The organism is Roseivirga sp., from assembly GCF_049099775.1.
Classification (GTDB): Bacteria; Bacteroidota; Bacteroidia; order Cytophagales; family Cyclobacteriaceae; genus Roseivirga.
On the sequence record NZ_JAGDZM010000007.1, the window covers coordinates 287,192 to 307,760 of the forward strand.

Annotated in this window: 23 protein-coding genes; 16 read left to right on the top strand and 7 right to left on the bottom strand. The window is 40.1% G+C overall.

Annotation, left to right across the window (positions count from 1 at the left end; translation table 11 throughout):
• Positions 1–9: 9 nt before the first annotated feature.
• Positions 10–405 (bottom strand): YbjN domain-containing protein, encoded by a 396-nt coding sequence (locus JXQ92_RS12295; RefSeq protein ID WP_421986918.1) that lies wholly within the window; start codon positions 403–405, stop codon positions 10–12.
• A 231-nt stretch (positions 406–636) separates the two neighbouring features.
• Here JXQ92_RS12295 and JXQ92_RS12300 point away from each other — a divergent pair, with 231 nt between their 5' ends.
• The 6 genes from JXQ92_RS12300 to JXQ92_RS12325 are packed head-to-tail and all read left to right on the top strand — an operon-like array spanning position 637 to position 4,914.
• Entirely contained in the window at positions 637–1,422 is a 786-nt protein-coding gene (locus JXQ92_RS12300; RefSeq protein ID WP_421986919.1) for a helix-turn-helix domain-containing protein, read from the top strand.
• Positions 1,423–1,481: 59 nt separating this feature from the next.
• Positions 1,482–1,757, top strand: a complete 276-nt coding sequence (locus JXQ92_RS12305) for an ATP-dependent Clp protease adaptor ClpS (RefSeq protein ID WP_421987371.1) — start codon at positions 1,482–1,484, stop codon at positions 1,755–1,757.
• Positions 1,758–1,784: 27 nt separating this feature from the next.
• Positions 1,785–2,390, top strand: coding sequence for a recombination mediator RecR (gene recR, locus JXQ92_RS12310; protein WP_421986920.1), 606 nt, complete (start codon positions 1,785–1,787; stop codon positions 2,388–2,390).
• Positions 2,391–2,395: 5 nt separating this feature from the next.
• Positions 2,396–3,595 (top strand): pyridoxal phosphate-dependent aminotransferase, encoded by a 1,200-nt coding sequence (locus JXQ92_RS12315; protein ID WP_421987372.1) that lies wholly within the window; start codon positions 2,396–2,398, stop codon positions 3,593–3,595.
• On the top strand, positions 3,596–4,591 hold the full coding sequence (locus JXQ92_RS12320) for a bifunctional heptose 7-phosphate kinase/heptose 1-phosphate adenyltransferase (protein ID WP_421986921.1): 996 nt from the start codon (positions 3,596–3,598) through the stop codon (positions 4,589–4,591). It begins immediately after the preceding gene.
• Positions 4,591–4,914, top strand: a complete 324-nt coding sequence (locus JXQ92_RS12325; protein ID WP_421986922.1) for a cupin domain-containing protein — start codon at positions 4,591–4,593, stop codon at positions 4,912–4,914. Before JXQ92_RS12320 ends, JXQ92_RS12325 begins: the two co-directional genes overlap by 1 nt.
• Positions 4,915–5,182: 268 nt before the next feature.
• On the opposite strand, the gene JXQ92_RS12330 is transcribed toward JXQ92_RS12325, so the two are convergent.
• Together JXQ92_RS12330 and hemE are read right to left on the bottom strand one after the other, a co-directional pair.
• Positions 5,183–6,499, bottom strand: a complete 1,317-nt coding sequence (locus tag JXQ92_RS12330) for an amidohydrolase (RefSeq protein WP_421986923.1) — start codon at positions 6,497–6,499, stop codon at positions 5,183–5,185.
• 66 nt (positions 6,500–6,565) lie between these two features.
• Positions 6,566–7,615, bottom strand: coding sequence for a uroporphyrinogen decarboxylase (gene hemE / locus JXQ92_RS12335; RefSeq protein WP_421986924.1), 1,050 nt, complete (start codon positions 7,613–7,615; stop codon positions 6,566–6,568).
• A 136-nt stretch (positions 7,616–7,751) separates the two neighbouring features.
• Here hemE and sdaAA point away from each other — a divergent pair, with 136 nt between their 5' ends.
• A complete protein-coding gene (gene sdaAA, locus JXQ92_RS12340; RefSeq protein WP_421986925.1) occupies positions 7,752–8,651 on the top strand; it encodes an L-serine ammonia-lyase, iron-sulfur-dependent, subunit alpha in 900 nt (299 codons plus the stop codon).
• Position 8,652: 1 nt separating this feature from the next.
• Here the strand turns inward: sdaAA and JXQ92_RS12345 are convergent, their stop codons facing one another.
• Genes JXQ92_RS12345 through upp form a run of 3 tightly spaced genes read right to left on the bottom strand, consistent with a single transcriptional unit; the run spans position 8,653 to position 10,695 of the window.
• Positions 8,653–9,102: a hypothetical protein gene (locus tag JXQ92_RS12345; RefSeq protein ID WP_421986926.1), complete on the bottom strand. Its 450-nt coding sequence runs from the start codon at positions 9,100–9,102 to the stop codon at positions 8,653–8,655.
• A gap of 1 nt (position 9,103) precedes the next feature.
• Complete coding sequence (locus JXQ92_RS12350) at positions 9,104–10,045, bottom strand: calcium/sodium antiporter (protein ID WP_421986927.1); 942 nt, start codon at positions 10,043–10,045, stop codon at positions 9,104–9,106.
• Positions 10,046–10,053: 8 nt separating this feature from the next.
• On the bottom strand, positions 10,054–10,695 hold the full coding sequence (gene upp / locus JXQ92_RS12355; protein ID WP_421986928.1) for a uracil phosphoribosyltransferase: 642 nt from the start codon (positions 10,693–10,695) through the stop codon (positions 10,054–10,056).
• Between the two features lie 91 nt (positions 10,696–10,786).
• On the opposite strand from upp, the gene JXQ92_RS12360 reads away from it, so the two are divergent.
• The 4 genes from JXQ92_RS12360 to obgE all read left to right on the top strand — a co-directional run bounded on the left by JXQ92_RS12360 (position 10,787) and on the right by obgE (position 13,945).
• A complete protein-coding gene (locus JXQ92_RS12360) occupies positions 10,787–11,701 on the top strand; it encodes a M20/M25/M40 family metallo-hydrolase (RefSeq protein ID WP_421986929.1) in 915 nt (304 codons plus the stop codon).
• 29 nt (positions 11,702–11,730) lie between these two features.
• Entirely contained in the window at positions 11,731–12,276 is a 546-nt protein-coding gene (gene hpt, locus JXQ92_RS12365; protein WP_421986930.1) for a hypoxanthine phosphoribosyltransferase, read from the top strand.
• Between the two features lie 36 nt (positions 12,277–12,312).
• Entirely contained in the window at positions 12,313–12,891 is a 579-nt protein-coding gene (locus JXQ92_RS12370; protein ID WP_421986931.1) for an adenylate kinase, read from the top strand.
• 61 nt (positions 12,892–12,952) lie between these two features.
• Positions 12,953–13,945, top strand: a complete 993-nt coding sequence (gene obgE / locus JXQ92_RS12375; RefSeq protein ID WP_421986932.1) for a GTPase ObgE — start codon at positions 12,953–12,955, stop codon at positions 13,943–13,945.
• Positions 13,946–14,027: 82 nt separating this feature from the next.
• Here the strand turns inward: obgE and JXQ92_RS12380 are convergent, their stop codons facing one another.
• Positions 14,028–15,146 (bottom strand): DUF2911 domain-containing protein, encoded by a 1,119-nt coding sequence (locus JXQ92_RS12380; RefSeq protein WP_421986933.1) that lies wholly within the window; start codon positions 15,144–15,146, stop codon positions 14,028–14,030.
• A gap of 235 nt (positions 15,147–15,381) precedes the next feature.
• Here JXQ92_RS12380 and JXQ92_RS12385 point away from each other — a divergent pair, with 235 nt between their 5' ends.
• The 5 genes from JXQ92_RS12385 (at position 15,382) to JXQ92_RS12405 (ending at position 20,524) form a co-directional block, all read left to right on the top strand.
• Positions 15,382–15,975, top strand: coding sequence for a nucleotide exchange factor GrpE (locus JXQ92_RS12385; RefSeq protein WP_421986934.1), 594 nt, complete (start codon positions 15,382–15,384; stop codon positions 15,973–15,975).
• Between the two features lie 3 nt (positions 15,976–15,978).
• Positions 15,979–17,100 carry a molecular chaperone DnaJ gene (gene dnaJ / locus JXQ92_RS12390; protein ID WP_421986935.1) on the top strand — a complete coding sequence of 374 codons (1,122 nt, stop codon included), beginning with the start codon at positions 15,979–15,981 and terminating at the stop codon, positions 17,098–17,100.
• Between the two features lie 140 nt (positions 17,101–17,240).
• A complete protein-coding gene (locus JXQ92_RS12395; RefSeq protein ID WP_421986936.1) occupies positions 17,241–18,125 on the top strand; it encodes a hypothetical protein in 885 nt (294 codons plus the stop codon).
• 159 nt (positions 18,126–18,284) lie between these two features.
• Positions 18,285–19,196 (top strand): ABC transporter ATP-binding protein, encoded by a 912-nt coding sequence (locus tag JXQ92_RS12400; RefSeq protein WP_421987373.1) that lies wholly within the window; start codon positions 18,285–18,287, stop codon positions 19,194–19,196.
• Positions 19,193–20,524, top strand: coding sequence for an ABC transporter permease (locus tag JXQ92_RS12405; protein WP_421986937.1), 1,332 nt, complete (start codon positions 19,193–19,195; stop codon positions 20,522–20,524). The genes JXQ92_RS12400 and JXQ92_RS12405 overlap by 4 nt, the downstream gene beginning before the upstream one ends.
• The last annotated feature ends 45 nt before the right edge of the window (positions 20,525–20,569 follow it).

A 20,569-nucleotide genomic window follows, 5' to 3' on the forward strand; every position in this document is an offset into this window, starting at 1 on the left:
CTATGTTTTTTATTTTTCTGCAACTTTTAATAACTCTTCTGAGTGCTCGCTGAGCACTAAGGCCAATGAGTTGAATGAGGCCTCTAATTCATTCAGGTCTAAATTTTCTAATTGTAAGGTGTCCCTGAAAATTACACGCTTGCCGGTCTCATCGATCACGAATGCACCATGCACCATGTCTCTGTTTTTTTGAAGTAAGTGAAGGTATGTTGCTGCAGAAGTATCGCTTAAGTTTACAAGTGATTGTTCTATAATCAGCAATGGCTCTTCAACTCCTAGTACCAAATTTTTGATACCATTCTCTTCGCTTTCTATGACCATTAACCCGTCTGACTCATCTTCCATTAGAATTGAGAAGTCTAGGTCGATTATGTAGTTTTTTACTTTTTGAAAGTGACTATTCATTTTTTAGTTGATTTTGTTGTCTGTTTTATGATAACATAAATTTAGAAATTTAAGGTTACCGTGAGCTCAAGGTTTCATGAGATTTGGAGGGTCTCGGAAACTTTTGATTTGATGCCTGTGAGGCGTAATTTTAATCATGACCGTTTATGTTTTGAATTATTTACTCTATGTTTACGGGGCAAAGATGTAAAAAGTTTTAGATATGCTCAAAATATTAGCAATTATTTTTCAATGTCGTTCGTAGGCCAGAATATAAAACGTATTAGGGCTGTCAGAAACCTCTCACAGGCCAAATTTGCTGAGTTATTTAATTTAGCTCGACCGAGTGTTGGGGCGTATGAAGAGGGTAGATCTGAACCAAAAATTCAAACCGTCATTGATATTGCTCATTATTTTGGCTTATCCATAGACGTGCTTTTGACCAAAGAGCTGACTGTAAAAGAGCTCTATAGCTTTAATTTGGTCAATCAAAAACTAGATGCGTTGCATCAAGGAGTTCCCGTACAAAAACTAACCTCACAAGCTAGTTTAGTAGCTCAAAGCCAACAATTAGACTATTTAGTCAACTATCAAAAGCGTGATTATTTAGAAAACCTTCCCAAATGTGAACTTCCATATTCAACAAAAGGCAAGCAGCGCTTATTCGAAATGATGGGCGATCATATGGTTGTCGACCAACAGGGAATTCATCATGGCGACTTCCTGTTGTGCGAAAAATTAGACTTGGATGTAGATTTGAAGTCCTTATCCGGAGAAGTTCTACTTGCGGTTACTAAAGATGTAATTGTGGTTGGTAGAATTAGCGAAGGCGAGGCTTTTCATTTAAATCCAGATAATTCGAATTTCAAGCCTTTCGAAATTGACTCAGAAAGACTTTTGGAGTTGTGGCTTGTGAAAAGTAAGATGAGTACCAAACTAAATTCTCCCCAGAAAATGGAGGCAAAAGTTCATTCTGTCGAAGAACAGCTTAAATCCCTTATGGAAAGGATGGAGAATATTGAGAAGAATAACCAATAAGTAGCACTGGCTTGAATGCTGAAATTTTAGTAAATTTGTCAAAAATCTAAATCATGCAAATGAATTATCAAGAAGAGGAAGCAGTGGAATTATTAGAGGTTGCCGTTGAGGATGATCTTTGTGATTTGGTTGTTTTCAATGATGATGTCAATACTTTCGAGCATGTGTCTAACATTCTTATTAAAGTATGTAAACATTCGTCAGAGCAAGCAGAACAATGTACACTCTTGATTCATTATAAAGGGAAGTGTACAGTAAAGACTGGTTCTTTTACTGAATTAAGACCAATGTGTGAGAACATATTAGCTGCTGGAATCACAGCAACGGTAATGTAATTCAACCCATAACTACTTTACAATACATTGAATTTTCCTCCCAAACTTGTCGATAACGCAATAGAGGAGATATCGAAACTACCTGGTATCGGTAAAAAGACGGCACTACGTCTAGTATTACACCTTCTAAAACAAGATAAAACTACAACTGCGGATCTTTCCGAAGCTCTAAAACGCCTTCGAGAAGAAACACAGTATTGTGGTACTTGTCATATCATTTCTGATACAACGGATTGCACCTGCCGAACTATAAAAAGGGAATTAACTACCATTTGCGTAGTGCAAGACACGCCCGACGTCATTGCGATTGAAAATACAGCTCAGTATAGAGGGCTTTATCACGTATTGGGAGGAATAATATCACCTATCGAAGGCATAGGTCCTGACGAACTGAATATTGATACGCTAATAAATCGTGTAAAAGATAGTGAGCCCAAAATAGAAGAAGTAATTTTGGCCTTAAATCCGACGATGGAAGGCGATACAACGGCATTTTATCTGACGAAGAAATTAAAAGAATTTGGGGTGAAGATTACCTCTATAGCCAGGGGTATACCGATCGGTGGAGAACTAGAATACGCCGATGAAGTGACACTTGGCCGAAGTATAATGACAAGAACCAATTACGAATAAATCCAATTATGGAAATGCTTTCAAATCGTGTGAAAAATATGGCCGAGTCAGCTACACTGGCTATGGCGGCAAAGGCGAGAGAATATAAGTCTAGAGGTATCAATGTAATAAGCCTTAGTTTAGGTGAGCCTGATTTTAAAACACCGAAGCATATTCAAGAAGGCGCAAAAGCGGCGATCGATGAAGGAAAGTATTTTGCTTATCCTCCTGTAAACGGATATGTTGATTTGAGAGAAGCCATTAGCGATAAGTTTAAAAGAGAAAATGGACTTGACTATGGACCCAATCAGATTGTCGTATCTAACGGAGCTAAGCAGTCAATTGCCAATGTTTTCCAAGCAATAATTAATGAAGGAGATGAAGTAATCGTCTTCGCACCGTTCTGGGTGAGTTATTCAGCATTGATTGAATTAGCAGGAGGTATTCCTGTTTTAATCAGTGGCGATATTACTACTGATTTTAAAGTGACAGCCGATCAGTTGGCTGGTGCTTTCACCTCAAAAACGAAGGCCGTTATATTCTCTTCCCCTTGTAATCCTACAGGTTCAGTATTTACAAAAGAAGAACTGATTCCTATCTCTGAAGAAATTATGAAACATGAAAATGTTGTAGTAGTAGCCGATGAGATTTATGAGCACATCAACTACACTGGAGCTCATGCGAGCATTGGCACACTTCCTGGCATGCTCGACCGAACTGTAACAGTAAACGGTATGGCGAAAGGATTTGCCATGACAGGCTGGAGGGTAGGTTATATAGGTGCACCGCTTTGGTTGGCCAAGGCATGTAATAAAGTACAAGGCCAGTTCACCTCTGCCAATTGCGGAATAGCACAAAGAGCAGCCTTAACAGGTCTGACTTCTGATTTGGAGCCAACAAGAGAAATGGCTAAAGAATATTTACGAAGAAGAGACTTTGTAAAGGATCTATTAGACGAAATACCAGGTTTTAAGACCAACATTCCGCAAGGCGCTTTCTACTTCTTTCCAGATATCAGTGCCTATTTCGGTAAATCTGATGGTGAAACTACCATCAATAATGCCAGCGATCTGAGTATGTATTTGCTAGATCATGCCCATGTATCCATGGTTACAGGAGAAGCATTTGGTGATCCTAATTGTATTAGGTTATCCTATGCGGCATCTGAAGAAGATTTGAGAGAAGCGATTTCGAGAATTAAAAAGGCACTATCTAAACTTTCATAGATGAGTTTCACTAACGCCAGTTCACTTTTTAATGCTTTTGACAAGTTGAAAATACTTGTTATTGGCGATGTAATGGTTGATTCTTATGTCTGGGGAAGTGTTAGTAGAATTTCACCAGAAGCACCGGTACCTGTAGTACTTGCGAATAAAAAAGAGAAACGACTAGGCGGAGCGGCCAATGTAGCCTTAAATGTGCAAGCATTAGGTGCTACACCTATCCCATGCGCAATAGTTGGAGACGATATAGATGGACAGTTCTTTCTGGATAGACTGGAAGAAAAAGGAATACCAGGAAAGGGGATGATCATCAGCAACGAAAGAAGTACAACTGTAAAAGAACGTGTGCTTTCTGGAGCCCATCAATTATTGCGAGTTGATACGGAAACGGATAAGGCACTTAGTGCTTTAGAACAGAAAAGTCTTCTTGCGCATATTAAGAACTTGTTGCCAGAATGCGACGCAGTGATATTTGAGGATTATGACAAAGGTGTTATTAACGAAACCATCATTTCCGAAACGATAAGTGAAGCAAATAGGCTCAATATTCCAACCGTTGTTGATCCGAAAAAGAGAAACTTCTTAGCCTATAAAGGCGCCACACTATTTAAACCAAACTTGAAGGAATTGAGAGAAGGCTTAGAGATAGATTGTGATCCTACTGACTTGGAATCAGTAAAAGCAGGAGCCAAAGCCTTGCAAGATGTCTTAGATGCGAAAATGGTAATGGTTACCCTTTCCGAACACGGTGTTTTCATAAAAGATAACGGAGATACACACCTAATTCCGGCCCATATACGTCAAATTTCTGATGTTTCAGGTGCTGGTGATACTGTAATTAGTATCGTAGCCTGTGGTTTGGCTGCTGGTTTAGATGCTAGAAGAACTGCTGCCTTAGCTAATTTAGGCGGAGGCCTAGTGTGCGAATATATTGGCGTTGTACCAGTAAATCGCGATGCGCTACAAACGGAAGCTGACGAACAGAAACTTTTTGACTAATGCCTTTTATTAATCTTCGAAATGTAGAATCAAGGGAATTACTGCCAGGTTTTTCTGTTAAAATGATCCATTCGGAGAAAATGACACTTGCCTATTGGGATATTAAAGCAGGCAGTGTGCTACCAGAGCACAGTCATCCACATGAGCAAATTGCGGCACAAGTTATTTCTGGCGAATTTGAATTGATTTTAGGTGGAGAATCTAAAATAATGAAGCCGGGTGATGTAGCAGTTATTCCATCTAATGTAGTGCACAGCGGTAGAGCCATTACTGACTGCCAACTCTTGGATGCCTTTAGTCCGGTGAGAGAGGATTACCTTTAGTGTCTACTTTATTGTTCTTCCTTTTTTGAAAAATAGAGTAAATAGACTGAGGCAAGTCAAAAGACCGAAGACTATCGTTGTACCAATCAGAATACTCCGTTTCAATTCATAATTTACACTTTCAACTGGGTCAAGGTTGTTCAGTTGAATAAGATTGAAAACTACAAAAGCGATGGAAATTAGCATTCCCAAAACCTGAAATCTTGTAGAGGTTAGCGTGTGTATTAGTTTCTCTTTGTCCATTATAGAATTAAGCTAGAGGTTTTTCTTATTGACTCTTCTCACCGTAATCAACTGCCATCCTGCTCAAAAGTTTAATGCCGTTGAGCAGGCCAGAGTCGTCTACATAAAAATCAGGAGTATGATGTGGGGCAGCAGTAGCAGGGTCTTGACCTTTCTTCATGCCACCGATGAAAAAGTAAAGCCCTGGAATTTGTTCTTGGAAGAACGAAAAATCTTCGGCTCCTGTAATCGCATCCATACTTGATTCTACATTAGCTGCACCAGCAACTTCAGTAAATGTTTCGGCCATCATAGCTGTTAATGCAGGATCATTGTAAGTAACCGGATATCCTTTATTAATAGTTAAAATTGCTTCAGCCCCGTTGCTTTCTCCAGTATTTTTAACAATCGTTTCAAAGCGATCGAAAAGTGTTTGTCTCATACCCGCATCGAGGGTTCTAATCGTACCAACAAGCTCTACCTCTTCAGGAATAATATTACTTCTAACGCCTCCTTCTATTTTACCAAAAGTCAACACCGCAGCGGCCTTTGTCAGCGGCAAACTTCTACTCACCACTGTTTGAGCATTATTAATGATTTGCGCCGCAGTTACAATAGGGTCTATGCCCGTCCATGGAGTCGATCCGTGCGTTTGAATACCTTTGATTTTAATGCTAAAGCTATTAACAGCAGCCATAATACCTGCCGGGCGATAGCGTACTTTACCCGCTTCGGTCTTCGAATTAATATGCAGGCCAAAGATTGCATCCATGCCTTCCGTAACACCCTCTTTTACCATTAAAGCAGCTCCACCTTCTTCGCCCGGAGGAGCCCCTTCTTCAGCAGGCTGAAAAATAAACTTGATTGTTCCTTTTAAGTCAGACTTCACGGCACTTAATACTTCGGCCACACCCATTAAAATTGCGACGTGTGTATCATGACCGCAAGCATGCATAACTGGTACAGGCTCACCATTATATTCGCCCATTTGCTTAGAAGCCCAAGGAATATCAGCGCGCTCCTTTACAGGAAGTCCATCCATATCCGCCCTTAAGCCAATGACTGGGCCGGGTTTTCCGCCCTTTAGAATTCCAACAACTCCGGTTTTTGCTACGTTTTCTTCTACCTCCAGACCTAGGCTTTTCAAATGTGCGGCTACATACGCAGCAGTTTTAAACTCTCTATTCGATAACTCTGCATTTTCGTGAACCCAATGCCTCCAGTTGACAACCTTTGGTTCTACAGTTTTTGAAAGTTCAATTACCTTTTCCTTGAGGCTTGGTTTAGGATCGGTTTTGAAATTAGTCGATGTAAGTGCAGTAGTTAAGAATATAGCTACTGCAATGGATAGGATTCGCTTCATTTTTTCTGCTTAAGCAAGCAAAATACTTTAATCCGATAAGAAGTAAAAAGAAAAGCGCTTTTCAAGCTAGTCGTTGGTGCTGTGCATGACAGCACTATACTCTTTTACAGTATTAATGAATACTTTCACCTTTTCCGGATCTGTATCAGGATAAACCCCATGACCTAAGTTGGCAATATGTCTACCAGGCCCAAAATTATCCAACATTTTTCTAGTCGCGGTTTCTATATCAGCAACAGACCCATAAAGTGTGCATGGGTCTAAATTACCCTGTAACGTCTTGTTTTCACCAATTAAACGTCTCGACTCTTGAATGTCCATATTCCAATCCAGACCAATTGTCTGGCAATTTAGATGACGCATTTCTTGGCGAGCGAAATAAGCACCTTTGGCAAATACAGTAACCGGAACTTCGTCAATGGCATCACAAATTTGAGTGATGTATTTCATTGAATATTTCTGGTAATGATCGGGAGGTAAAATGCCGGCCCATGAGTCGAATACCTGAACAATATCTGCTCCTGCGGCGATTTGAGCCTTTAGATATTCAATTGTGCTATCCGTAATTAACTGCAATAATTGATCGGCAAGAAGCGGCTCATTATAAAGCATTCTTCTAGCTTTAGAGAAGGTTTTACTTCCTTGGCCTTCTATCATATAACAGAAAATGGTCCAAGGAGCGCCCGCAAACCCAATTAAAGGAACACGGCCATTAAGTTCTTTTTTAGTAATCTTGATAGCTTCAAGCACATAACCCAAATCCGATTCAACATCAGCTTTCTTTAATTTGGCAAAATCGTCGTAGCCATTTACAGTTTCAGGAAACCAAGGTCCCTTTTTTTCCACCATTTCATATTTAAGCCCCATGGCTTCAGGAATTACCAAAATATCTGAAAAGATAATGGCCGCATCAACCCCCAAAATATCAACAGGTTGAATCGTAACTTCAGCCGCTAATTCAGGAGTCGTCACCAATTCTATAAAACCACTAAGTGAATTTCTTACAGCCCGATATTCAGGAAGAATTCTACCCGCTTGGCGCATAAGCCATACAGGTGTTCTTTCGGTTTTTTCGCCTTTCGCTGCTCTTATCAACAAGTCGTTTTGCAATTCCATAAGGCAAAGATAAACATAGTTTAGTCTTATTTATTTGCCAGATTCGATTTGTCTCAAGATTAAATTTTTGATCCTAAAATTCGCTTTAGGCAATCGTTTGCCTGAAATGACTTAGTTTTACAAAAAATGAATTCATATGAGTTTCTTGTTCGAAGATTTTAAAGGTTGGAAGGAGTATTGCGATCAACATAATAAGTCGCTGCATCAATCAGTTATCGACTATGAAGTAGAACAAAAAGAAATAAGCGAAGCACTCATTTGGCAGGGTTTGGAAAACGCTTATCGTGTGATGAAAGAGGCCGTTCAGACTGGGCTAACTGAAGATATGAAGTCTAAGTCTGGAATGATCGACAATGGCGCTAAAAAAGTCTTCAACCATAAACAAACCGTACTTTCAAAGGAGTTTCAAGTGCTGATCTCTAGGGCACTCGCGGCCAAAGAAGTCAATTCGTGCATGGGACGGGTTGTAGCGGCTCCAACAGCTGGTGCTTCAGGAATACTACCCGGAGTACTCGTAACATTACAAGAAATTCAAGGCCTATCCGATAGGCAAATCATGGAAGGCTTACTTGTTGGCGCTGGAGTAGCTTTAATTCTGGAAAAAAGAGCTTCTATTGCTGGTGCTGTTGGAGGCTGCCAAGCAGAAACCGGTAGTGCAGCAGCTATGGGGGCAGGAGCCATTGTTTACTGCTTAGGCGGTAATACAAATCAAGTATTCAACGCCGTAGCGATTACTATTCAATGTATGCTCGGTTTGGTTTGTGACCCAGTAGCAGGCTTGGTTGAAGTGCCTTGCGTTGTAAGAAATGCAAGTGCAGCGGCCATTGCCAATAGTTCAGCTCAGATTGCCCTAGCCGATGTTAGTGCTGTTATTCCTGTGGATGAATGTGTAGAGGCCATGGGAGAGGTAGGGCAAAGCATGGAAACGCGTTACAAAGAAACCGCTATGGGCGGCTTAGCCGCAACGACAACAGGTCAAGCAATTTCCAAAAAAGTACTGATTCAAGATATTGAAATGCTTCCTGATGAGGAGTAGCCTAATGGGAGTTAACTAAGCCAATATCCATCAGCCAGTCTACAGAATAAGTCCAAACAACAGACCACATGATTCCGAATAGAAGCATATAGAAGAAGACTTGTTTTCTAGGTGCCCCCACAGATGAAACCAGTAGGGCTCCGCCTGGTGGAGAAAGAATAAGAGGCGTAAGAAAACATACGCCAACAATTCCATATTTCTTCCAAATACGAACCATTCTCCTGCTTTTAGGCGAAAATTTCTTCGGGTTCTTAACAAATACTGGAATGACGTGCCTTTTAATCTTTTCCCCTAAAAAAGTGAATAGCGTTACGCTCGTCATCAGCCCAGCAAGAGTAATCAGGATGATTTCCAAATTGGTCATGCCAACTTGAGGGCCTAAAACAGGTGGAAAAATTGACTTTAAACAGGCTAGCAGAAATATGCCAATGTATGCCAGTACCTCTTCCATTTTACCTTAGAATCATGAAGATGTAAAGTCCATAATAGGAGAGGAGGATAATGCCAGAAATCGTACTAAGCTTTCTACGAAATAGCATCAACGGAAGAATACCAAGCGTTAAACCGAGCATCCAGAGCAAGTCATTATCAATGATCATGGTATTTACGCCTAAGCCATGTACCATACTGGTAATACCTAAAATGGATAGAATATTGAAGATGTTAGATCCGAATAAGTTGCCTAAAGCTAAATCAGTTTCGCCTTTTCTGGCCGCAATTATTGAAGTAGTCAATTCTGGTAAACTTGTTCCTAAAGCCAGCACCGTTAATCCGATAACTCTTTGAGAAACCCCTATGTCAGTTGCCAATGATTCAGCCCCGCTGATAAACCAGTCTGAGCCAAAATAAAGGCAAACGCCTCCTAGTGTAATATAAAGTAAGTCTTTGGCCTTGTCGGACCGTGAATCTTGCGTTCTATCGTAGGTGACATCAAGTTTAATCTGATCCTTTTTTGTAATTACGAGCAGATAGCTTAAGTATATGATAAGCCCTGAAAACAAGATGGCTCCTTCCCAAAGCACAAGATCTCCATCTTGCGTAAAGAAGAAGAGAAGAATAGAAGCAAGCATTGTCACCAACCAATCTCTTCGCGCAGTTCCCTTATGAATTGGGATATACCCGAACAAGCAAGCCGTGCCAAGAACTAAGGATAAATTGGCAATATTCGAACCAACCACATTGCCCATAGCAAAGTCTGGAACCTCTTTAAAGGCAGCGTTCAAGCTCACCAGCATTTCTGGAGCTGAAGTACTAAAGGCAACAATCGTGAGGCCCACAATCATAGGGCTTACGTCGAAACGCAAAGCAACCCTCGAGGCACCTTTCACCAATACATCACCACCTAAAATCAGTGTGATTAGTCCAACAATTAAAATGAGAATATCCAACAGCATCTACACTACTATAATTTCGGCCCAAAGGCTAAGTCGCCCGCATCACCTAACCCCGGAACTATATAAGATTGTTCATCGAGTCTTTCATCTAGCGCACATGTCCAGATGCTGAAATCTAGGTCTAAGTTTTGGTTAATAAATTCTATTCCTTCAGGAGCGGCAATTACAGATGCTAAATGTATCTTTTTGGGTGTTCCATTGGTCATCAATCTATCCACACTTTCAATAAGCGATTTGCCCGTGGCCAACATAGGATCAACGATGAGTAAAGTTTTGCCCGTTAAATCTGGCGCAGCTGCGTAATCTAGTGCTATTTCAATATCGCCAGCGCCCTCTTTTCGGGCAGCACCAATAAAGGCAACTTCAGCATGATCGAATATGGAAACGAAACCTTCACTAAACGGTATCGCCGCTCGTAAAATAGAAACAATTACTAGGTCATCTGAGACCACATCGATTGTCGTCGCTGCAAGGCTAGTTTTGATTTGCTTTGGCTCATAAGATAGCGACTTGGAAATTTCGTAGGCCAATAGTGTTCCTAATCGTTTGAGATTCTCTCTAAATCTTAGTCTATCATTCTGCACAGTCTCGTCTCGGAGTTCCGCCAAGAAGGTGTTTGCCACAGAGTTATTTTCATTCAGTATAAACATAGATCAGGTTTCGAAGGGCAATTTATATTTTTCTATACTTCAACAACAACAAAGTGTTGCGTCTATCTTAATTTTACTTGAAATTATTTCGATGGACTTTTCTCTTTTAGACCAATTATGCGGAATTCATGCACCTTCGGGCAACGAAGTGGCCATGAAAGCCTTTCTTTTAGATTATATCAAAAAGCATCAAGCCAATTGGGCAGTACAACCAACCGTACACGAGGGCGAACACTTTCAAGATGCCATTGTTCTAAAATTTGGTCAGCCGAAAACAGCCATTTTTGCCCATATGGATAGTATTGGCTTTACCGTTCGCTATCAGGATCAGCTGGTGCCAATCGGTGGGCCACGAGCAGAGTCTGGTTATAAACTCACGGGCGAAGATTCTTTAGGTTTTATCGAATGCGAATTGGTAGAGAATGATGGCGATCTACACTACAAGTTTCCTCGAGGAATTGATAGGGGTACTGAACTTGTTTTTAAGAAAGATTTTCGAGAGACGGCGGACTTTGTACAATCTTGTTACCTAGACAATCGTCTAGGTGTTTTTAATGCGTTGAAAGTGGCAGAAACACTTGAACATGGAGTAATCGTATTTTCGTGTTGGGAAGAACACGGCGGAGGCTCAGTCCCATACATTGCCAAATTCATCTATGAAGAGTGGGGTGTAAGACAAGCCTTGATTTCAGATATCACTTGGGTTACCGAAGGCGTAGTTCATGGCGAAGGGGTGGCAATTTCTATGCGTGACAGAAATGTGCCAAGACGTAGTTTCATTGATAAAATTATAGGGCTAGCGAGAGAAAGTGGTGTTGATTTTCAGTTGGAAGTAGAAGGTGCTGGTTCAAGCGATGGGCGAGAATTGCAGGTTTCGCCTTATCCATTTGATTGGTGTTTTGTTGGCGCACCGGAAGACAATGTTCATAGCCCCGATGAAATAGTGCATAAACATGATATTGCCTGTATGATTGCCCTATATAGCCAACTAATGCAAAAATTGTAATACCTTCTTCATACTAAAGACTCCGAGCTTTGAACGACATTACAGTACATGACAAAACCTTTCAACTCTTTTTGAGTGAGACTGAAATTCAAACTGCCATCAATAGAATAGGGCAGCAAATAACTGTTGACTACAAAGGGCGAACGCCATTGTTTATAGGAGTTTTAAACGGTGCATTTATGTTTTGTAGTGATCTGATGAAGGCCGTGGATGTTTCTTGCGAAATAACGTTTGTGAGGCTTTCTTCATACACAGGCACGAAAAGTACGGGTGAAGTGAGAACTATCATGAGTCTACAGGAAGAAGTTGCCGGTCGCGACATAATTCTGGTTGAAGATATCGTCGATACAGGATTAACTATGCAGAAGGCCCTCAAATATTTTCATACACTAAATCCTAATTCGGTAGAAATTGCTAGCCTATTGGTGAAGCCAGATGCGCTTCAATGCGAGTTGGACGTAAAGTACAGAGGTTTCGATATTCCAGAGAAATTTGTGGTAGGATATGGCCTCGATTATGATGGGTATGGAAGGAATTTTAAAGATATTTATCAACTCAAGCTAGACCAAGTTTAATCCTTATATTTGCAGCTTGTCAAATCCAATCAATTAATGATCAATATTGTATTATTCGGTCCTCCAGGTGCAGGAAAGGGAACGCAAAGCGAGAAAATAATTGCCCAATTCGGGTTAAAACATATATCAACAGGAGATTTATTTAGAAAGCATTTAGGCGAAGGAACTCAGCTTGGAAAAGAAGCCAGGTCTTACATGGATAACGGTAAACTAGTGCCAGATGAGGTCGTTATTGGAATGGTAGAAGACTTCCTTAATGAAAACACTGATGCTAAAGGATTTATCTTCGATGGATTTCCAAGAACAGTAGCACAAGCAGAAGCACTAGATGTGCTTTTAGAAAAACACCAGACCACTATCGGTTGTATGGTAATGCTAGACGTACCACAAGAAGAACTTAAAAAGCGTCTGTTAGAAAGAGGTAAAACTTCTGGTCGAGCAGATGATCAAAACGAAGAGAAGATCAACGTTAGAATACAAGAGTATACCAATAAGACCTTACCTGTGGCAACCTTCTACGAAGGTCAAGGCAAAACGTGTAAGATTAATGGTGTAGGTACAATAGAAAGTATATTCGCAGATATTTCTGAGGCGATTAGCTCACATATGGCTTAACGCCTAATAAAAACTTAAATTGAAGATGACCTTTTGGTCATCTTTTTTTATTCATTCTACAATGGCAAGTTCAAACTTCATAGACCACGTAAGAATCTACTGTCGATCAGGAAATGGTGGGCCAGGAGCAGTAAGTTTTAGAAGAGAAAAACACGTGCCTAAAGGAGGCCCCGATGGTGGAAACGGAGGCCGTGGTGGTAATATAATTCTTAGGGGCAATACTCAACTGTGGACCTTGCTTCACCTGCGTTACAGAAAACACGTAACTGCCGATAATGGAGAAGGTGGAAGTGGCCAAAGAAGCTCCGGTGCAGATGGTAAAGACATTTATCTTGATGTACCACTCGGTACAATCGCACGTTCAGAAGAAACCGGTGAAGTACTTGTAGAAGTTACCGAAGAAGGGCAGGAAATAGTGCTTTTGGCAGGAGGTAGAGGAGGGTTAGGTAATGAGAATTTTAAAACCTCTACCAAACAAACACCTAGATACGCCCAGCCCGGCGAAGAAGGTATTGAGCAACTCTGCATACTTGAACTAAAGCTACTTGCCGATGTTGGCTTAGTAGGGTTTCCCAATGCAGGCAAATCAACATTATTATCAGTAGTATCAGCAGCCAAGCCAGAAATTGCCGATTACCCTTTTACCACACTCGTACCAAATCTTGGGGTGGTAGCCTACAGAGATCATAAGTCATTTGTAATGGCCGATATTCCTGGAATTATAGAAGGAGCATCAGAAGGAAAAGGACTTGGTTTAAGGTTTTTAAGGCATATTGAAAGGAATTCAATTTTACTTTTTTTAGTACCTGCCGATGCGGATGATATTAAAAAAGAATATGAAATCCTTCTTGCCGAACTCAAGAAGTTCAACCCAGAATTATTAGATAAAAATAGGATCTTGGCCATATCTAAAAGTGATATGTTGGATGAAGAACTAATCGAAGAAATAAAACAAGACTTGCCTACCGATATTGACACGCTTTTTATTTCATCCGTTATCCAAAGCGGTTTACAAGAACTGAAAGATAAAATTTGGGTACTGATTAATTCGTAAGCTTTTAGACTTACCAGAAGAAATAAAAAAGCCGTTTAGCATACTTAGCTAAACGGCTTTTTTCATAGCTTTTGAATGATTACTAGTTAATGTCTTCTCCCTTTTCCAGCTTATCAATAAAGTTTTGAATAGCCGGTCCATTGCCCGGTGGTAGTCCAGGGTTTTTCAATGCCATTCTCTCAAATTTCAGTGCTTTTTTGAAATTGCCTTTGGCCGAATAAGACCTCGCTAAACCGTGCTGAGCAAACACATTATTCTCGAATCGTTTGTTCATTTTTTCAAACAAAGCCAAAGCCCTATCGTCCTCATCCTTGGTCAGTAATTGAATACCATAGTTATAGAAGTTATTCGGTTGAGCAGTTGGGTGGTCTACCATTTCGTCCATTGCTGCATAAGCTTCTTCGTTTTTATCAGACGCAAATAGTATTTGACCCTTCAAACCGAGTGTATTCGCATTTCGCTGCAAGCCAATTGCTTGATTTGCCCAAGTCAAAGCCTGGTCTAACTGAATATTGTTGCTTGCCAAATATTGAGCAGCGCTAAGCGGACCTTGAAATCCAAATCCAGCAGTGCTTCTCAATTCATTCTTAGCATTCTCTACCACTATATCGTGAACAGCAAAACCTACACCAATTGGAAACCTCTTATTCTCCCAGTCTAACACCAAATTGGCTGAATTTGGAGTAATGTCCACAAAACTGTAAGTCAATGACTCAGTAAAAGCGTTTTCTTCAGACTTTACTTTTACGCGAAGAGCATCCTCCGATTCTAAATAGAAATAACTTCCCCAAGAAGTAGTGTTATTAGAAAATATCACTTCAGCCTCACCATTTTCGAAAACGGCGATATGTAAACCATAAGTTCCTGCTGACAATTCTTGTCCTTCAACCTTTACATCATGCGAAAAAGTAATTACCGTATTTTCATTTGCGCCTGCTCTCCATGGATTGTTACCTCCATTGCCAAAACCTAGATTTGTATAACCATACGGCACTAACTGTCCCCAGATTTTTCCAGTTCTACCATTCACTGCTGGTCTTGAATATTTTACCGATACTTTCGAAATACCAATTGTCTGGCTTACCTCAGCTGCCGGACTTGCCGCCCGTGGTACTGTTACGCTACCCTGTGCCATTGCACTTGTGCCTGCAAACGCCAATGCAATCATACAGCATAAGGAATAAATGTACTTGTGTTTCATAGTTGCTTTTTTGGTTTGAAAAAAATCAATTAGACCCAGTTGAAAAATATGATTAGAGTTATGGGTCAGATGCAATAGACGAGAATTGAAGACTTTTGGTTATCAATGAAATGGCATGTATAGATCGATAAGAATTTGTGAAAAGGCTTAAATCAAGAGGGATCATGTCATATTGACACGTATTTTATGTTGGCAATAAAATTGTACAAGGCCAGAAAGTTTAGAATAAGCAAAAATGGCAAAAGACAAGGAGAAGAAAGAAACAGTTGAAGAAACAACTGGCGCTGCTACTGAAGAGCAAGTATTAGATGCTACAGAAGAAAATGATTCTGATGCAGAAAATAGCGAAGAATCAGTGGAAGAGGTAGAAGAATTGACGACAGAAGAAAAACTTCAGATAGAATTAGCTGAGGCAAAAGATAAATACCTGCGTCTATATTCCGAGTTCGAAAACTTCAGAAGAAGAAATGCTAAGGAAAGAATGGAGTTGGTGAAAACTGCATCTTCTGACCTAATGACAGATTTGCTGCCAACTATCGACGATTTCGAAAGAGCAAATCAGGCGAATGAAAACCAAGAAGATGTAGCTTCACTGAAGGAAGGTTTCAATCTGATTCATAACAAAGTATATAAAACACTTGAAAGCAAAGGCTTAAAAGTGATGGAAACCAAAAAAGGAACGGCTTTCGATGCAGATTTGCACGAAGCGGTTACTCAGTTTCCAGTAGAAGAGAAAAAATTGAAAGGTAAAATCATCGATACCGTTGAAAAAGGTTACTATCTAGGAGATAAAGTAATTCGTTTTGCTAAGGTGGTTATAGGTTCCTAAAATATGGCTAAAAGAGATTACTACGAAATTCTAGGCGTAAGCAAAGGTGCCTCTGAAGATGAAATGAAGAAAGCTTATCGCAAGCTTGCCATTAAATTTCACCCAGATAAAAATCCTGACGATCCAACTGCAGAAGATAAATTCAAAGAAGCAGCCGAAGCGTATGAAGTATTGAGCAACGCTGAAAAGCGAGCGCAGTATGATCGATTCGGGCATGACGGTATGCGTGGCGGCTTCGGTGGCGGAGGTGGTGGTATGAATATGGATGACATATTCTCCCAATTCGGCGATATTTTTGGCGGTGGCGGCGGTAGCCCTTTCGATAGCTTCTTCGGTGGCGGCGGAGGCGGTGGTCGAAGACAACGAAAAGGATCTGCCCTACGCATCAAGTTGAAGCTGAACTTAGAAGAGATTGCCAACGGGGTTGAAAAGAAGATCAAAGTAAACCGATTAGTAAACGCTGCTGGCGTTACATTTAAAACCTGCGGTACCTGTGGAGGCTCTGGCCAAATGAAAAAAGTGGTTAATACCATGTTAGGCCAAATGGTTTCAGCAACTACATGTAGTACCTGTAGTGGTAGTGGTCAAGTAATTGATAAACGACCTCCCGGTGTGGATAGCACAGGTTTGGAAATGCAGGAAGAAGTTATTCCGATTAAAATCCCAGCAGGTGTAGGTGATGGCATGCAGCTTTCAATGTCAGGAAAAGGAAATATGGCCCCTGGTGGCGGCGTTCCTGGCGATCTATTAATCGTAATTGAAGAAATTCCACATGAATCACTTCAAAGAGACGGAACAAATGTTGTATTCGACCTCTTTGTCAATTTTGCTGATGCAGCTTTAGGCCAAAGTATGGAAGTGCCAACTATCGATGGTAAAGTGCGAATCAAATTAGATCCCGGAACACAAAGTGGTAAAATTCTTAGGCTAAGGGGCAAAGGGATTAAAGACATAAATGGTTACGGAAAAGGAGATCAGCTAATTCATGTGAACGTTTGGACACCGAAAAAACTTACACGAGAAGAAACTGAAATGTTAGAAAAACTCCGAGAGTCAGAGAATTTTGTGCCTAAACCTGGTAAAGGAGAAAAAGGCTTTTTCGACCGAGTTAGAGAGTTCTTTTAGGACTTTTTGCAATCAAAAATTTGAAAGCCGCCTTGTGCGGCTTTTTTTATTCGTCAAAAAAATATTTTTTAGCAGATCATTTGGGTAATCACTAACATATTTTTTGTAACCCTAACTTTGAACTAAACGTAATCAACTGAATGCAAAAAGTACTTTTACTGTTAGCCGCTGTGGGAATTGCAGGAGTCAGTGTGGTGGGGCAAACAAAAAAGCATTTTACAGTTCAGGATAAGGATTCCTGTTCTTATGTGAATTTCTATCTTAAAGCAGCCTCTGGCACTTGCGAGATAAGAACCCGAAAGGGAAATACACCCATCAACATTCTTGGCACTCATAATGAAGAATACATTACAAGTGAATTTGGTCAACTTCATCGTGGAGAAACCCTAAATGCTTGGTTTAGCCTAAAGGATAATGGAAATGAAGGCTTTGGTACGAAGGTTTCCAAAATTCTAGGGAGAAAGAAAATGGATGATGACAACTATTGGAACATCTATTTTACCGATTATAAACCTTACCGTCTAGACCTATCTTACGGAGTAGGTAAAGCCTATATCGACTTATCAGATATAGCAGTAGAAAATCTAAAAGTAACCTCTGGAAATGCACATGTGAAAGTAGGCTATCTCTCTAAAATGCAGAACAAAATAGAGATGGACACCTTTATGGTAAGTGTAGACTTAGGCGATGTGGAAATTGAGCGTTTGAGTTTAGCACGTGCTAAAAATATTTTGGCAGAAGTAGGTTTTGGTTCCTTAGTCTTAGACTTTGAAGAGTTACCGATAACGTCTAGTGCCATTTGGGCCAGAGTAGGTGCGGGTTCTTTGGAAATAAATTTACCGAAAGAAAATACCCCTATCATTATAAGGTTAAAAGATACATCATATAGAAAATTCAAAATTCCAGAAGGTTATTCAGAAATCCGAAAACGTGTATTTGTAAGTGAAAATTACGAGGCAGATGCAGAGAATTTATTGGAGTTCAATATTGATGTTTCTATGGGCAGCGTCCTTTTTTCCAAGTAGCTATAAATTCTCAACGCTCTGAATTTCCGAAAGGGCTTGAATTCTTCCGCTTAACGTTTATTCAGTTTTTGAATCGATTCCATTTTTCAAATTGGGGTGCTTTTTAGGTTTGATCCTTCAAAGACATTAATTTTAGTAACCACCAAAATCGACAATGCATTGAATATTCTTGAAGCAAACAATGTCACAAAGAACTATGCGGCACACAAAGCCCTAGATGATGTGAGCATTGCTATACCAAAGCAATCCATTTTTGGCCTATTGGGCCCAAATGGTGCAGGTAAGACGACACTCATTCGAATTATCAACCAGATTATCATGTCGGATGAAGGAGAAATTACCATCAATGGTGAAAAACTCCAGCCGAAACATGTAAAGAGCATCGGCTACCTTCCCGAAGAACGCGGTCTCTATAAAAAAATGAAGGTGGGTCAACAATTGATGTATTTGGCACAATTGAAAGGCCTATCAACTTCCGAAGCCAAAAGGCGAATTAAGCATTGGCTTGATAAACTCGGTTTAACTGAGTGGGCTGGAAAAAAAGTAGAAGACCTTTCCAAAGGTATGGCACAAAAAATCCAGTTCATTGCCACAGTTATGCATGAGCCAGAAATTTTGATTCTTGATGAGCCATTTTCTGGTTTTGATCCGGTAAATGCCAACTTGATTAAAGATGAAATTTTTGAATTAAGAGAGAAAGGTGCTACTGTAATTTTTTCTACGCACCGAATGGAATCCGTAGAACAACTTTGTGATGACATTGCGCTGATCAATAAGTCTCAGAAAATACTAGACGGAACCAAAAAGGAAATCAAAAACTCCTACAAGTCAGGCAAGTATGTGGTGAGTTATAAAGGTTCATTGAACGGACTTAGTGCCAATTTTGATGTTATGAATACACAAGCATTGGATAATGATCTTTCAGAATCTACACTTCAAGTAGGAGAAGGCCAATCGCCAAACGATATTTTAAAAGAACTCATAAGCCTGGTAGAGGTTCACTCATTTGTTGAAGTGATACCATCTATCAATGATATTTTCATCAACATAGTAGAAGGAGGACAATCATGAACCAGATATTTTTAGTTTTAAAAAGAGAATACCTGACAAGAGTTCAGAAGAAGTCGTTCTTGCTGGCTACTATACTTACACCGCTAATATTCCCTGCTATCATCTTAACTATTGTCTATTTCTCTACACGAGAAAAGGATTCTAGAAGTGATGAGATATTAGTATTAGACAAGAGCGGTCTTTTTCAGGATGTGTTTGATGTAAATAGTTACAACTTTAAATACATAGAAGGAGAGCTCGAATCTGCCAAAACTAGCTTTATGGATGAAGGCGCTTTTGGATTGCTCTATATTCCTGAAGTAGATTTGTCTGACATCTCTGTAAAGAGCTTTTCCGGCTTTGAACTTTATTCTAAAACCAACGCCAGCGTCTCTTCTATTGAGAGAATGGAACGGAATATTAGAAATAAGATTGAAGATATTAAGCTTGAGAAATCTGGCCTAGATCCTGTAGTGATTGATAATCTTCAAGTAAGCGTAAGCCTCAATTCTTTTAATATTTCTGAATCTGGTGAAGCTAAAAAGAGTAACTCTAAACTCAGTTTCGCCATTGGTTATGGTACTGGCTTCCTGATTTACATGTTCATATTTATTTATGGTTCACAAATCATGCAGTCTGTTTTAGATGAAAAGACGAGTAGAATTGTAGAAGTTATCGTATCCTCAGTTCGGCCTTTCCAATTAATGATGGGTAAAGTGCTAGGTGTAGGCGCTGTCGGCTTTACGCAGCTGTTAATTTGGTTTGTGCTTATAGGTGGACTTTCCACCGTAGGACTCAGCATAATGGCAGGTAATAGTGATGCCATAATGGAAGCCGCAGCACAGCAAGTGCCAGGGGAAGCCATGGAGCAACTTACTGAGCAGCAAGAAATGGTGGTCGAGATCAGGGGACTAATTTCATCAGTGCCAGTAGTTAAAATATTACTTTGTTTCCTATTCTACTTCCTAGGAGCATACTTCCTTTATGGAGCGCTTTATGCCGCGATTGGCTCAGCAGTAGATAGTATTCAAGATGCATCACAATTTATGTTCCCGATCATCTTGCCAATATTAGCCGCAATTATGTCGATGTTCTTTGTATTGGAAGACCCAAATGGCGGCTTGGCGGTAACCTTATCCTTAATACCATTAACCTCTCCGATTATCATGATGGCACGAATACCATTTGGTGTTCCAGATTGGCAATTGGCCCTGTCGATGGTCTTATTAGTAGGTGGTTTTATGGGGACTATTTGGTTTGCCGGTAGAATTTATCGCATCGGAATTTTAATGTATGGCGTAAAAGTCAACTATAAAACATTAGCTAAGTGGTTCACAATGAAAGTGTAAACTGCTCATAAACTGAATAGAAGCCGTCTTAATTAAATTGAGACG